This is a genomic window from Sulfitobacter sp., from assembly GCF_041552635.1.
In the GTDB taxonomy this organism is placed as follows: domain Bacteria; phylum Pseudomonadota; class Alphaproteobacteria; order Rhodobacterales; family Rhodobacteraceae; genus Sulfitobacter.
Genome location: NZ_JBFEKM010000017.1, coordinates 22,867 through 36,919 on the forward strand (window position 1 = coordinate 22,867; position 14,053 = coordinate 36,919).

Below are 14,053 nucleotides of genomic sequence, written 5' to 3' on the forward strand. Positions count from 1 at the left end.
AATTGTACCACTTAAAGTACCAGTACACTACGCCACTGTATTCCACAATTGTACCTATCAAGGTTCCGGCGATTGCGTCTAGGGTCTGCCGTGAAAGCGGGGGGCATAGACTGAATGACAAACGGCAATACGACGCAGATCAATTCGCGGCTTGAAAGCTTTCGGGATCTTGAGCCCGAAGCGCGGCTGGACCTATTGGCAAAAACAGTGGGTATGGATGATACAGACCGTGCCACATTGACAGGGCGCGATGTGCTGCCGATATCATTGGCTAACGGCATGATCGAAAATGTCATTGGCAAGTTTGAACTGCCGCTTGGGCTGGCCTCGAACTTTACCATTAATGGCAAAGATTACCTGATCCCGATGGTTGTTGAAGAACCGTCTGTCGTGGCAGCCGCCTCTTATATGGCCAAGATTGCACGGGGTTGTGGCGGTTTTCACACCTCATCAGACAGGCCGGTCATGCGGGCACAAATTCAGGTTGTTGGTCTGGCCGACCCAAGTGGCGCGCGCCATCGCTTGTTGGCAGCCGAAGCCGAGCTGCGCGAGATGTGCAACCGCCGTGACGAGGTGCTGGTGTCGCTGGGCGGCGGTTGCATCGGGATCGAAGTTCATGTTTTCGAGAAATCTGCCGTTGGCCCGATGGCAGTGCTGCATATCCTTGTGGATGTGCGTGATGCCATGGGGGCCAACGCGGTGAATTCGATGGCAGAAACCATCGCGCCCCGCGTCGCCGAAATTGCCGGTGGCCATACCCGCTTGCGGATTCTTTCAAACCTTGCGGATCGCCGGCTTGCGCGGGCGCATGTCACGCTGACGCCCGCTGCTTTGACGACGAAAACGATGGACGGCAATGATGTGATCGATGGCATGATCGAAGCTTACGCCCTTGCGCAGATCGACCCCTATCGCGCGGCGACCCATAACAAGGGGGTGATGAATGGCATTGATCCCGTTGTTGTGGCGACGGGCAATGACTGGCGTGCGATCGAAGCGGGTGCGCACGCTTGGGCGGCGCGAAGCGGTCACTATACGTCCTTGACGACTTGGGAACGGGGCGGAAACGGGACCTTGATCGGTACAATCGAAATGCCGATGGCGCTTGGGCTGGTCGGGGGGGCCACGAAAACGCATCCGGCCGCACAGGCTGCGCTGCGTGTGCTGGGGGTGAGCACCGCGCAGGAACTGGCGGAGGTCACTGTCGCCGTCGGGTTGGCGCAAAATATGGCCGCATTGCGAGCGCTGGCAACCGAAGGCATCCAGAAGGGCCATATGGCGCTGCATGCACGCAACATCGCAATTCTGGCGGGTGCCGTAGGCCCGCAGATCGAAGCGGTGGCAAATGCCATCGCAACGCAGGGGCACGTCAGTGTTCAGGCGGCAAAAGAAGTGCTGGCAAAGCTTTAACAAGCTGCACAGCCAAGGTTTTCTAGGGAGGACAACCAATGACAAAGACAATCAACCAACCGACAACACGTCGTCATTTCATGCGCGGTGCCGCAGCGGCGGGGCTCGCCACGCCAGCAATCGTCGCTGCCAGTTCCGTCAGGGCACAGGGGACAATCCAGTGGCGGATGCAAGCACTTTGGGGCGGCGGCACGACGCCAATGCTATACGAGGAAAAGTTCTGTGACCGCGTCCGTGAGTTGACCGGTGGCAGTTTGGACATCACAGCCTTTGCAGGTGGCCAGATCGTTCCCGCAGCACAGTCATTCGATGCCGTGCGGGGTGGTGCCTTTCAGCTTATGAAGACCTTTGATGGCTATACCGCGGGCAAGATCCCCGCGCACGGGTTTTCGTCGACTGTACCTTTCGGCTTTCCCGAGGCGGACCAGTACGAGGCATGGTTCTACGAGCGCGGCGGCATGGACATGGCGGCCAGATCCTATGCGCCTGCGGGGCTGACATATGTCGCGCCCACAGTCTATGGCGAAGAGCCGCTGCATTCGAAGGTAGAAATTCGCAAGATCGCGGATATGGACGGTTTGAAAGGCCGGTTTGTCGGGCTTGCCGCTGCCGTCATGGCCGATTTTGGCGTCGCGGTTTCGCCGCTGCCGACATCCGAGGTGTATTCTGCCCTCGACAAAGGGTTGGTGGATTTCGCCGACCGTGGCGATATCAAAGCCAACTACGAAGAGGGTCTTCACGAGGTTGCCAAATACCTGATTTTGCCCGGCATCCACCAACCCTCGACGGCGACATGCTATGTTGCGAACACTGCGGCCTATGGCCAGCTGGACGATCAACAGCGGGCAGCGCTTGCCGTCGCCGCACGAGAAGTCTCGGGCGCGCTGCGTCAGAATATCATCGTCGATAACGCGGAATACCTGGCAAAGTTCGAAGAGGCAGGTGTGGAAATCATCACCTTTGATCCCGAAGATGTCGCACAATCGCGCAACAAGGCCGTCGCCTCTTGGGAGAAGGCCACAAACGGAGATGCCTTGGCCACCGAGATGATGCAAAGCCAGAAGCAACTGATGACAGACCTGCGGCTGCTCTGATCCGCCACGACCGACCAAGACCGGCCCGCGCAAGACAGCAGCGGGCCGGTTTCGCGAATAAGGGAGGCATCAATGTTTCAAGCTGCGCGCGCTATTACCACCTTCAACCGCTGGACGTTCGAGGCCACGAAATGGCTTGTCTATGTCATCGCGGCCCTCATGCTTTTCGAAGTGATCTCGCGCTATTCTTTCCACAGCCCGACCAGCTGGGGGCCCGAACTGGCAACCTTGCTGTTTGGCCCTTTCTTTCTGATGGGTGGACCTTATCTGCTGCACAGTGGCGGACATGTCGCCGTCGATATCCTGTCCGCTTCAGCACAGGGCAGGCTGCGCACGGTACTCGCCGTGATGGCGGCACTGCTGGCGCTGCTCTTTGGCTTGATCTTGTTGCGGTTCAGTTTGCCATTGGCATGGCAGGCCTATGAATACGGCGAAACCAGCTATTCCGCTTGGAACCCGATCATCTGGCCTGCCAAAATGGTATTGCCACTGGCGGCCATTCTGCTTGTGCTTCAATCCCTTGCCGAAGTTGTCTTTGCGCTGAAAGAGCGGGCCGCGTAATGGAAAGCAGTCTTGTTCTGGTAGGGATGTTCGTTTCCCTGATCCTGTTGATGCTGAGCGGCGCTGGCTTGGTCTTTGTTCTGGGCGCAATCGCCTTTCTGGCGACAGCTACGCTTTGGGGGCCAAGTGCGCTGATTGTCACCGTGCTCAATACCTTTGAGACGATGACATCAGAGGCCTTGATGGCGATTCCGCTTTATGTCTTGATGGCTGCCATCTTGCAGAAATCGCAGATTATCGATGATCTTTACGCCGCCATGGAAACATGGTTCGGCGGGGTATCGGGTGGACTGGCCATTGGCACAGTGGTCATCTGCACCATTATGGCCGCCATGACGGGTGTTGTCGGCGCTGCCGTGGCCGCGATGGGTATCTTGGCGTTACCATCTATGCTGGCGCGCGGCTATCACCCGCCGCTGGCGTTGGGCGCGATCTGCGCCGGGGGAACGTTGGGCATCCTGATACCGCCATCTGTGGTGACGATCGTCTATGCGATCACGGCACAAATTTCCATTGGGCAGATGTTCATTGCGGGTATCCTGCCGGGCCTGATCCTTGCATTCGGCTATTGCACCTACATCTGGGTGCGCGTCACGCTGAACCCCGAACTGGCCCCCAAGCCACAGGATACGACAGCCATCCCGCTGGCGCAAAAGCTTGCGTCCCTGCGCCATCTGGTTTTGCCAGCACTTGTTATTTTCTCTGTTCTTGGATCGATCTATGCGGGGATCGCGACACCGACCGAAGCCGCCGCCGTCGGTGTTCTAGGTGCTTTGCTGTCGGCGCTTTTGTCTGGGCGTCTGCGACTACCCAATCTGAATGCCGCCGCCACGGACACTTTGCGGGTCACGGCGATGATCCTTTGGATCACGCTGGGTGCCAAGGCGTTCATCTCGGTCTTTGTGGCGACAGGCGGTGCGGATAGTGTGCTGAGCTTTGTCCAGGGGCTGGAGTCGTCGCGTTATGTTGTCCTGCTGGCCATGTTGCTGGTGTTGATCTTTCTTGGCCTTTTTTTGGACGAGATCGGGATAATTCTGCTGTGCGTACCGGTCTTTGTGCCGATTATCAAAACGCTTGGATTTGATCCGTTGTGGTTCGGGGTACTGTTCATGGTGACAGCCCAGATGGCCTATATCACGCCGCCTTTCGGCTATACGCTATTCTATCTGAAAGGCGTGTTGCCTGAAGGGATCGGCATTGGACAGGTTTACCGCGGTGTTATTCCGTTCTTTCTAATCCAAGTGGTGGTCTTGATCCTGTTTGTCCTGTTCCCGGAACTTGTTACGTGGTTGCCAGAGCAAGCGCCAAACAGGTTGAAGTGATTGACGGGTTGTCTTGTCACAAATGGACAAAGGATAGGGCGTTATTATTGCTGCGCGAATTTGTGTTTAATGAGATCTAAACCGGCCCCTTTCCAAGCAAGAAGACAATCCGAACAGGTGCAGTTTGATAGGCGCTTACGGAGAAATCCAAGTTTGTCCGGTTTCCCTATGCGGCTTTCGCCAGCCTCGATTGCGGGGCGTCGTAATTTCGTATCATTGCCGACCGGATCGCAGCCACCAACCCGGATTTGACCACCGGTCGCGCGACTTCGTCGTTTTCGGTGCGTAAGGCAGCCCTCATCAAGCTCATGCGCGCGGATGCGGAAAGTGTTGATATGGCTTGCGCGCCTGCTCTGAAGGTCTCGCAGGGTACGCTATTGGCAAAGATGATCTCGTGATTTGCGCACATGATATGGTGATATGTGATCTTCGTCAGCCCGTTCAGTCTGAAAATGGCGGCGTCATCGACCAGCGCTTTGGCTGGCGCGAAAACTTCTTCACACCCAAAGTTAAGCTCGATCGGCCATCCCCCCAACATGATCAGATGTTGGGGCGAAACGGTCAGATCACGATGCGGAATACCATCGCCAAGGCACCCCGAACGCAACCTGACGGGAACATCGTCCCGCTTCGCTTGCGGTACAAGATTAATTTCACTTTGCGCGCACCATAAAATCCGCTGCGGCCCATGATCGAGCGTGCAAACCATATCACCCACCCCAAGCGTCTCGACGCAGCGCCTTCCATCAGGGGTTTCGATTTCCGCGCCCCTCGCGAAGCATATGGCCTCTGCAAAGTCAAAATTCCCGTCATTGTCCCCTTTGTCGGCGGCACCATTTTCGTCATCTTGGGTGTATGTGATGCTTTGTGGCGATGTCGGAAAGTCTTGTACCCCGATGATCAGGTTCCCAAAACTGCCAGACTGAAAGATGATGTATTCATCAGTTGCACCCAGTCTGTCATAAAGGTCATCACCGGGGTTCAACGAGGTTGCGATCACAGTCCCATCTGACGCGACAAGTTCCCAGAACTGACCGTTGTCGAACTCATCACTGTTCGAACTTGCCTGCGTCTGCCTTAGCGTGAATTCTTCGGTCGCGGTGCCAATTGCCTGGACGTTATTGAGCGTGAGTTCCAAGTCGTTCTGCGATGCATTCCCTGTCTGATAAGCATCAGAGAAGGTCGCAATATTTAGGCCATTAAAGGTAAGCTCAATCATCTTTACTTTACCTGACATCGGTTCGCGGTTGTATCAGTCCGCCCCAAGTTGGGCGAAGAATTGGGGACCTACGCCAGAACGGTGTGCCCCATCGATCAGACGGTTCGGGTTAGGACAAAGCCGCCAAAGTTTCTTGTTTGGTCTAGAACGGCTAATTTAATCTTTATTAACACGCGGAAAATGCGCAGCGCGTGGCTCTAAGGTGTCAATCTTGTGACAAGTTAATTTTCAGGTGCTTCTGGACTATCGGCGTAGATGGCTGGTCGTGGCAAAGTGCCGACCTACATTGAAGTCTTGCCATGGCTGTTCCAAGCCTGCTCATGATCGGGGTCACACCCGCACACCTTGATTTCACGCCAGCCGAATGCGGCAAAACAGGTTCACCATGCCAGAGATTCTTGACCAATTCCTGCCCTCGTTGACCGCCTTTGGGTCCGGTCTTTATTGGAGCTTTGCCCTTGTTGCGATGCTTGAGGCTGTTGTGCTGACGACCGTTCTGATGCCGGGCACATTGGCCATTCTTGCGGCGGGCATACTGGCACGATTTGGTATAGCCGGGTTTACCGATCTGGTTTGGTTCATTGCCGCCGGAACTATTATCGGCAGCGCCATTAGCTTTTATTTGGGCCGTGTGGCTGGCAAGGAAAAGACAGGTCGGCTGCACTTTGTTGGGTCACGCCATACGCTGGCAGGGGCAGATCTTTTGCAACGCTATGGCGGCTTTGCTATGGCCTTGGGGCGGTTTCGCGGTCCGCTTTCGGGCTTTGTACCGTTTGCGGCGGCAATGGCAGGCATGGGGCAGCGCAAATTTTTCGCCTTGAATGCAGCCAGTGCCATAATACACGCCGTCATCTTGCTGGCGTTGGGGTATTTTTCAGGCAGCGCATTGGGTGCGATGGGTATCGCCACACCACCCTTGGCCCTCTTCGGGGCGATGCTGGTTCTCGCCTTGGGTGTGTTGCTTTTGATCTGGTACCGCATGCGCCTGCTGACGCCGGTCATGATTGATATTGCCAAATCCTTGGCCATCGGGATTGCGCAAAAACCCTTTGTGCGCAAATGGAGGCACCGTCATCCGAAATGGACCGGCTTCTTCGCAGCGCGATTTGGGACAGACCAGTTTTTGGGCCTGACAGCGACCATGCTTGGGGTATTACTGGTCTATATCGCGGCGGCCTACGCTGAATCCGTTTATGATTTTCTAGGAGCACAGGGAAACATTGGAACCGATACGCGACTTGCCAATCTGCTGTACGCCATGCGCGACGAACGCGTGATCGCTGTGTTGGCTTGGATCACCGATATCGGCGGGCGTCATGGTATCTTGCCTTTGCTGGCAGGTGTCAGTGTAGCCCTGTTGATCTTGCGGCGATATGATCTGTTTGGCGGCTTGTGGATTGCCGCTGTATTTAACCAGATCACTGTGACCCTGCTCAAAAGCTTTTTTGCCCGACCCCGTTCTGATCTGGGCTATTTTGTCGAAACCTCTGGCAGCTTTCCCAGCGGGCATGCTGCGGGTTCCGTGGCGGTCTGGGGGATGTTGTTCTATCTGGCTTGGCGGCTCAGGCTCTTGCGCGCGGATGTTGCTGCTTTCGCTGCTGTGGCGACGGCCTTTCTGATCGGGTTTAGCCGGGTTTATCTGGTTGAACATTACCTGTCGGACGTGCTGAACGGATATCTTGTCGGGGGGATCTGGCTGATCTTGGGGATTGCGTTTTGCGAATGGCGGCGTGGCGCACAACGTGCAGCTGGGACACCACTTCGCCAAAGCTTGGCGGCGGCATCGTTCATGGTGGCGGGGTTTGCGGCCATCTATATTGTGTCGACAACTTCTAACCCGCTAGGAGAGACGACAGCCCGCGCAACCCAGATCACGGCAGAGCCGCTCAAGGTGTTTGACGAGGCCAAGCTCCCCGAGATGACAGAAGTATTGTCGGGTGCCCCCCACCAACGGGTCAATCTGATCCTGACCGCGCAAGACACCGCAGCCTTGACCGATGCTGTTGAAAAACTGGGGTGGCAACAGGCCCCCGGTCCATCGTTTAATCTGATAGCGCGTGCGTTTTTTGATGACTGGCGGGGGCGTCCACTGCCGCATCCCCTTGTGCTTCCCACATTTTGGGACAGCCGGCTTATGACAATCGGATACGCCAACCAAGCCAATCAATCTGGGGGCAAACGTCTGCATCTACGCATCTGGGACAGCCTTTTTCGCACAGGGGACGGGCAGACGGTTTTTGTCGGCACCATGACCGCAGAAAACCCGCTGGACTGGGCGCTGGAAGATACGGTGCCAGTCGAAACAGGGCCACGCACCCGCGCCAGCTTGCAAGAGCTTACCGAAGGCTTGAACAGTGCAGGCATCGCCGCCACCCGCCCCTAATACCGGAATATCGGGGCAAAGGTTCGCCGAACCCGACTTAGCCACAAAACGGGCGTCACGCAGGGCCGTCCAGCCACGAGATGCGGCTGGTTGAGACCCCGCAGGATCGCCAATCTAGGTTCAATCAGATCAAGAGATCTGGATATGGTCTACCACTTTTGTGACACCGGGCGCGGACCAGGCTGCGTCCTCGGCCAGCTTACGCTCGTACCATGCTTTGACATGCCCCTTCAGAGTGACCTGACCGTCAGCCACATCCACGTTGATTTTCGAGGATTCCAAGGTCGCGCTTCGGTGCAGCGCCTCTGAGATCTTGCGTTTGACATCAAGTTGCGAAGCATGCGGCCGGATGGTGATCGCATTCGTCACACTGTTCACCCCCCGCAGACGCGAGACGTAATCGCGCACATCAGCACGCTGGTATTGCCAGTCGACGTTACCCGACAACGTCACATGACCACTCTTCACTTCAGCCTTGATGTCATATTTGCGGAATGTCGTGTTCCACTCACAAAGATGGGCAATGCGTTCGGCAATATCCAAGTCATCAATCTGGGTGTCAGAGGGGTATTTGATCTTGATCTCTTCGACCACGGCATGCACGCCTTTGACACGCTTGGCGGCCTTGATTACGGCCAATTCTTCGAAATAGCTATGAACGGTCCCGTGAAGCGTGACGGCACCGTCCTTGACGGTCACGCCGATATCGGTTGCCTCGACTTTGGGATCAAAATCAATCTCTGCCATGATGTCATCTCTGATCTGTTCGTCAGTACGCATTGTGATTCTCCTGATTGAGGTTGCTTAGGGCGGTAAATTCGCACCAAACCATTTGCTGCGATTGACATTCATCAACGCAGTGCAGGCGCATGATCAGCTTACAATCTGCCAAGTGCCGTTGGGTTGGCGGCAGGCAATGCCGGTCCCCACGGCGCGTCTTCCATCGACCGTGATGGTTTGTTGGTATTCCCGGCAATACCGCCCAGATGTCGCAACCCCGTCGCGCAGGGCCGTGACCGTTCCGTAATTGCCGGACTGTGCGTTATTCCAGCGGATGGTGTCGCCAACCGGTGCGTTATAGGCTTGCCGGATCGCTTCGTTTGCGCGCAGGCGGTCGGTGTCATCCATGGACCGACCGATCTCGCTCCCGATGAGCCCCCCAATCAGAACACCGGCCCCTGTCGCCACAAGGTTTCCGTCGCCGCGCCCGAATTGGGCACCCAGCAATCCCCCCAGAACAGCGCCCGTCAGGCCGCCGGCTGTCTCGTTTGGACCGTAATCTGTTGCGGTGCAGGCTGTGCAAAGGGAAAGAGCGACGGCAGTGACCAAGTGAAGGGCGCGGGACATGGAGGGGCTCCGAATGAATATCATTGGACATCATCGTTCCACACAAGCCACGCGCGCTTATTGATCCTGATCAATCCCCCTTTGGCCCGATAATGACGCTGAATAGTGGGCAATGGTTGGCAATCACGGGCGTGCCACATGCGTCCGGCCCCCAGGATGTCGTAACTGCGCTCACGGGGGGAATCCGTGGCGGTTGATAAAACCACCTCTGCCGTTTGTGCAGATAGTCAAATGGGCGACAGGGCCTGCATGGCGTTCAAGGGCACCGCCATCACGCGCGGCAGCGCCATCGGTGTCTTCGTGCCCCCCGGGTTGGACACAAAATTGGGGCTGATTTCAAAGCTCGTCGAAGACGTGGCACCGGAAAATTCTCCTCTCGAAAGCCAGCTAAACCGGCTCAGTGGTCAATTGATCAAGCTGGCGCTCGCGATTGTTGCAATCCTTGGCGTGTTAGGGCTTTTGCAGGGTGGGCACGACGTGCTGATTATCAAAGCGTCAATCGCTCTTGCCGTGGCCGCGATCCCCGAAGGCTTGCCCATTGTTGCGATCATGGCAATGGCGCGGGGGATGTGGCGCATGGCAAAACACAGTGCCCTTGTTGAACATTTATCAGCCGTTGAAACGCTTGGGGCGACGACCGTTATTCTAACCGACAAGACCGGCACATTGACTGAAAGCAGCATGCAGCTTCAGGAAATGACTGTGGGGGCATTCTGCTTGCTCTGTCCGATACGACGCACCGCTTTCAGCCCGCCTTGTCTGGCGATCAGCCCGATGGGAAAACCTGTCTGACAGACGTTCTGTCCGGTTGTCTGCTGTGCAACAATGCGGAATTGGGCGTTGATGGTCACAGCCCTATAAGCAATCCACTGGAGCAAGCTTTGTTGGCCGCCGGCAAAGCCGAAGGTATGGACAAACGCCAGTTGGAAACACGCTTCGCGCGGGTGCGCAAGATTGCTTTTGATTCAACGGCGAAACTGATGGGCACGGTTCACCGTGCGGATGATGATTTTGTGATGTGGGTCAAAGGAGCACCTGAAGAGGTGCTTGAGGCGTACAGCACAAGTGTTCAGACAGATGGCGTGAATGCCAGTTTGACGCCAGAAAAACGCGCCTTCTGGAAATCCCGCACCGACCAGATGGCAGCGCGCGGGATGCGTGTTCTGGCCGTCGCAACGCGCACTTTGCAATCACCGCAAGCGGCCACCTATGCGGACCTGAAATTCTTGGGGCTTGTCGGCCTGATTGACCCGCCGCGCCGCGACGTGCCACAGGCAATTACGCAATGTCGGTCGGCTGGAATTCGGGTGATCACGCAGTGACCGCAAAAACGATAGCAAAAGCCGTCAGGCTTACCGACAGTGACCCGATCGTTCTGGAGGGGCGCAACCTGCGGTCCATTTCGCGAATGTCGGCGGCAGAGCTGAATCCGGTCTTCAAAGCAGACGTTTTCGCCCGTGTAAGCCCCGCTCAAAAGCTTGAACTGGTTGCCGCATTTCAAAAGCATGGTGAAATCGTCGCGATAACCGGTGACGGGGTAAAGGACGCGCCGGCGCTTAAACAGGCCGATATCGGTGTCGCCATGGGGTTGCGCGGGACGCAGGTCGCGCGCAAAGCGGCGGCGATGATGCGTTCAGTTCGATTGTTGCGGCGATCCGTGAGGGCAGGGTCGTCTTTCGCAATATCCAGCGATTTGTGACGTATCTTTTGTCGTGTAATCTAAGCGAAGTTCTGGTCGTTGGGGCAGCCGTTCTGGTGGGTCTGCCCTTCCCCCTCATGCCGCTGCAAATCCTGTTTCTTAATCTGGTGACAGATGTGTTCCCGGCCTTTGCATTGGGGGTCGGCGAAGGGAGCAATAACATTCTTGACCGCCCCCCCGCGCGACCCCTCCAAACCCATCGTGACCCGGCCCATCTGGACCACAATCGTCTTGCACAGCCTGGTCATTTCCGGGGCAACGCTCGGCGCATTCATCCTTGCGCAGAACTATCTGGTTTTGACCTCGCAAGAGGCCGTGACGGTATCTTTTTTCACTCTGGCCTTTGCCCAAATGTGGCATGTTTTCAATATGCGAGATCCACGGTCGGGCGTGTTTCTTAACGAAATAACTCGAAACAAATATGTTTGGACCGCCTTTGCTCTTAGCAGCGGCCTGCTGTTCTTGGCCTTGTTTCTGCCGATGGCTGTCGCCCCGCTTGATCTGCAAATTTTGCCCCCCGATGCCTGGATGTTAGGCGCAGGAATGAGCCTTGTTCCCTTGGGTATTGGACAGATCACCAAGGCCTTGTCGCGGCTACGTCACCGTCAAAATCACGCCCACAGTAGTTGATTGACCAAAGTCAAACGCTACAATCCGACAGCTATTACCCTTGTGCATGTCGGTCATTCGAACTGTGGCAGAGGCTGAAAATGCAAACCAATTCATTTCCCGAATATGATCTCAGTGAAAACACCACAGGGTGTTGTCCGCGTTTCAAGCCCGAAGGTTGGGACAACCAGCATTTGCATTTCGTGAACAAGAAATTTGTGCGTGCCACCACCCGCAGTGCCATGCATATTCCGTGGAACATGGGGACGGTTTTCACCCGGGTACAGGGCCATATCGACGACGCCAATGCCGCCGATCCGGCCACCCAGATCGTCCTGAGCCACGACATATCCGCGTGGGAAGGGGAACATTTATTTGCCGTGCAACAGGACGTTCCCGACGAAGAAATGACGACACTTTCAGGTGATTTCTTTACACGTGTGTTTGAAGGGCCCTACCGGCATGCGAAGCAATTTGAACACGATATGCGCATTGCGGCAAAGGCAATGGGCAAGACCGCAGGTGAGGTTTTCTTTTTCTACACGACCTGTCCAAAATGCGCCAAGGCGTACAAGGAAAACTATATGGTCGGGATCGCGCGACTGTGACGCGCCGCCACGCAGTTGCGCGCGATGATCTATGATCAAGAGATCTCGATGATTGGTGCAATGCACATATCGCGGCTATCCGGATGGCGACTGGACTGGTCAAACATTGGCCACACCTGACAAGGGGACCCGCCCTGCCAAACCCAAATCTGAAGTCATCGGCGATGTCGTTGCAGGGGCTGCGCAAAGCGCCAGCAAAACGGCAAAAGATAGCGCCACAAAGATCCACGCCCTACGTTTGCTCAAGTTCCTACCCTCCGTATTTCAATGGGCTTGCAGATGCTCCTGCACCTGTTCCAGATAATAGGCTTCGCACGCCTTTTCCTGCCCGCGGATAACGCGTTTTCCATCCAGCGGCCCACCATGCTCTGTCACGACGGTGACTTGCCCTTCGGGCTGGTCTGCACGTTCGAAATAGATCACCACCCAGTCGCGGTTTCGGCCGAAACGATGCGCTGCGGGGCTGTTGGAAAAGAGCGCCGTAAACTGCCATCCGTCCCGTTCGACATGCAGGATCGGCAGACGGGCCTCGCCGGTCGGGTTGAACCGGCGTGGTTTGATCATCGGCAATCCGTCCAAGTTACTGCGATAGCTTTGATCGACAAAGAGGATATCAGCGATTGATGGTTGCTGTCGGTCCTGTAGCACCCGCCGCGGGCGTCTGCGTGCCAGCATGTCACTCAGTGAATGGCGCAGGCTTTCGGCACGGCGCGGGCCAATCCCCTTGATGGTGGCCAACCGCCCGTCATGGGCCGCAACCTCAAGTGCCTCGAGAGTTTCAATGTCGAGTTCCTGATGGATACGGCGGGCCAGTTCGGGGCCGATCATCGGCACCGTCTGCAACACTTCTTCGGGGTCCGTCGTACCCCGCAGCCTTTCCAGAAGGCTTGATGCACCCGTATCCAGAATTTCGGCGACCGTAGCAGCAATGGACTGTCCGATTGTTGGCAAATCATCCAGACCGCGTTTGCCTGCGCGTTCATAATCATGCCGTACGGGGTGCGCCAAGTCGCGCAGATAACTTGCGGCGTTGCGATAGGCCCGAACGCGAAAAGGCGACGCATCTTGTTGCTCAAGAAGGCGTGCCACATCCTCCAGCTTGTCCGCAACAAAGCGGTTTTCGGACAAAGCATCGCCAAGCGCTTGTTGGATCGCCATATGTCTCTCCACTACATTTCTGGTGCCCAGCCTAGCGCGCTGCCCTGCTGTGCTGATTGATCGTGATCAATGGTGTTAGGGCTTGGTGGCGAGGCTGTCCGCCGGGTGTAGCGCGTTTCTGGCCCGTGCGACCGTGTCAGCAATCGAACCTGTTGCAGAAATCACCTGCCAACCGTCTGGCAGCAGGGCACTCGCATATTGCGCACGAACCACATCCGCGTCGGCGTCAGACGCATCGCCCTGTCGCGCCGTCACGCGGTCGATCAGCACATCCAACGGCGCATCAAGCCAAAGCCGGTGCAAAGCAGTGCCAGCCTCTGCTGCCAGTGACGCGGCCCTTTCCCTGTCGGTGGGGTTCAGAAACGTGGCATCAATCAGCACAGAATGGCCGGTTTTCAGAATACCGCCTGCGCGCTTCAGTATCCTGTCATAGATGGCCGCGCGGGCTTTCGGCGTATAGGCGGACGCCGCAAGATGGGTCGCGGGGTCCGCACCACGCAAGGCCTTGCGTTCCGTGTCGCTGCGCAAAAGGACCGCACCGGGTGCCGCACCGATATGGGGGGTCAATTCCTGCGCAACGGTTGTTTTACCACTTCCCGAAAGCCCGCCAATCAGAACAAGCGTAGGTGCCGTCGGTAACAAG

General features: G+C 56.6%; 15 protein-coding genes. 10 read left to right on the forward strand and 5 right to left on the reverse strand.

The features are described 5' to 3' along the window. The first annotated feature begins 114 nt into the window (after window positions 1-114). From ABYT07_RS03390 to ABYT07_RS03405, 4 genes are all read left to right on the forward strand, one after another. Window positions 115-1,410, forward strand: coding sequence for a hydroxymethylglutaryl-CoA reductase, degradative (locus tag ABYT07_RS03390; protein WP_372989459.1), 1,296 nt, complete (start codon window positions 115-117; stop codon window positions 1,408-1,410). Between the two features lie 38 nt (window positions 1,411-1,448). Further along, the gene (dctP, locus tag ABYT07_RS03395) at window positions 1,449-2,504 is read left to right on the forward strand and encodes a TRAP transporter substrate-binding protein DctP (RefSeq protein WP_372989462.1); all 1,056 of its coding nucleotides are present in this window, start codon (window positions 1,449-1,451) and stop codon (window positions 2,502-2,504) included. Between the two features lie 72 nt (window positions 2,505-2,576). Next, window positions 2,577-3,065 carry a TRAP transporter small permease subunit gene (locus tag ABYT07_RS03400; protein ID WP_372989465.1) on the forward strand — a complete coding sequence of 163 codons (489 nt, stop codon included), beginning with the start codon at window positions 2,577-2,579 and terminating at the stop codon, window positions 3,063-3,065. Continuing rightward, window positions 3,065-4,387: a TRAP transporter large permease subunit gene (locus ABYT07_RS03405; protein ID WP_372989469.1), complete on the forward strand. Its 1,323-nt coding sequence runs from the start codon at window positions 3,065-3,067 to the stop codon at window positions 4,385-4,387. Before ABYT07_RS03400 ends, ABYT07_RS03405 begins: the two co-directional genes overlap by 1 nt. Before the next feature lie 166 nt (window positions 4,388-4,553). On the opposite strand, the gene ABYT07_RS03410 is transcribed toward ABYT07_RS03405, so the two are convergent. Next, window positions 4,554-5,606, reverse strand: a complete 1,053-nt coding sequence (locus ABYT07_RS03410; protein WP_372989471.1) for a Hint domain-containing protein — start codon at window positions 5,604-5,606, stop codon at window positions 4,554-4,556. Window positions 5,607-5,991: 385 nt separating this feature from the next. Here ABYT07_RS03410 and ABYT07_RS03415 point away from each other — a divergent pair, with 385 nt between their 5' ends. Continuing rightward, window positions 5,992-7,989 carry a phosphatase PAP2 family protein gene (locus tag ABYT07_RS03415; RefSeq protein WP_372989473.1) on the forward strand — a complete coding sequence of 666 codons (1,998 nt, stop codon included), beginning with the start codon at window positions 5,992-5,994 and terminating at the stop codon, window positions 7,987-7,989. A gap of 129 nt (window positions 7,990-8,118) precedes the next feature. Here the strand turns inward: ABYT07_RS03415 and ABYT07_RS03420 are convergent, their stop codons facing one another. Next, window positions 8,119-8,769 carry a BON domain-containing protein gene (locus tag ABYT07_RS03420; protein ID WP_372989475.1) on the reverse strand — a complete coding sequence of 217 codons (651 nt, stop codon included), beginning with the start codon at window positions 8,767-8,769 and terminating at the stop codon, window positions 8,119-8,121. Between the two features lie 93 nt (window positions 8,770-8,862). Then, window positions 8,863-9,336, reverse strand: a complete 474-nt coding sequence (locus tag ABYT07_RS03425; RefSeq protein ID WP_372989476.1) for an RT0821/Lpp0805 family surface protein — start codon at window positions 9,334-9,336, stop codon at window positions 8,863-8,865. A 186-nt stretch (window positions 9,337-9,522) separates the two neighbouring features. On the opposite strand from ABYT07_RS03425, the gene ABYT07_RS03430 reads away from it, so the two are divergent. The 5 genes from ABYT07_RS03430 to ABYT07_RS03450 all read left to right on the forward strand — a co-directional run bounded on the left by ABYT07_RS03430 (window position 9,523) and on the right by ABYT07_RS03450 (window position 12,252). Next, the gene (locus ABYT07_RS03430; RefSeq protein WP_372989477.1) at window positions 9,523-10,128 is read left to right on the forward strand and encodes an HAD-IC family P-type ATPase; all 606 of its coding nucleotides are present in this window, start codon (window positions 9,523-9,525) and stop codon (window positions 10,126-10,128) included. A 41-nt stretch (window positions 10,129-10,169) separates the two neighbouring features. Next, on the forward strand, window positions 10,170-10,658 hold the full coding sequence (locus tag ABYT07_RS03435) for a hypothetical protein (protein ID WP_372989484.1): 489 nt from the start codon (window positions 10,170-10,172) through the stop codon (window positions 10,656-10,658). Beyond that, window positions 10,655-11,035 carry an HAD-IC family P-type ATPase gene (locus tag ABYT07_RS03440; protein ID WP_372989478.1) on the forward strand — a complete coding sequence of 127 codons (381 nt, stop codon included), beginning with the start codon at window positions 10,655-10,657 and terminating at the stop codon, window positions 11,033-11,035. The genes ABYT07_RS03435 and ABYT07_RS03440 overlap by 4 nt, the downstream gene beginning before the upstream one ends. Before the next feature lie 165 nt (window positions 11,036-11,200). Then, the gene (locus tag ABYT07_RS03445; protein ID WP_372989479.1) at window positions 11,201-11,665 is read left to right on the forward strand and encodes a cation transporting ATPase C-terminal domain-containing protein; all 465 of its coding nucleotides are present in this window, start codon (window positions 11,201-11,203) and stop codon (window positions 11,663-11,665) included. A gap of 80 nt (window positions 11,666-11,745) precedes the next feature. Beyond that, a complete protein-coding gene (locus tag ABYT07_RS03450) occupies window positions 11,746-12,252 on the forward strand; it encodes a hydrolase (RefSeq protein ID WP_372989480.1) in 507 nt (168 codons plus the stop codon). Window positions 12,253-12,516: 264 nt separating this feature from the next. On the opposite strand, the gene ABYT07_RS03455 is transcribed toward ABYT07_RS03450, so the two are convergent. Together ABYT07_RS03455 and ABYT07_RS03460 are read right to left on the reverse strand one after the other, a co-directional pair. Next, a complete protein-coding gene (locus ABYT07_RS03455; protein ID WP_372989481.1) occupies window positions 12,517-13,410 on the reverse strand; it encodes a helix-hairpin-helix domain-containing protein in 894 nt (297 codons plus the stop codon). A 75-nt stretch (window positions 13,411-13,485) separates the two neighbouring features. Beyond that, the coding region (locus tag ABYT07_RS03460) for an AAA family ATPase (RefSeq protein ID WP_372989482.1) at window positions 13,486-14,053 on the reverse strand (568 nt) is incomplete at its 5' end.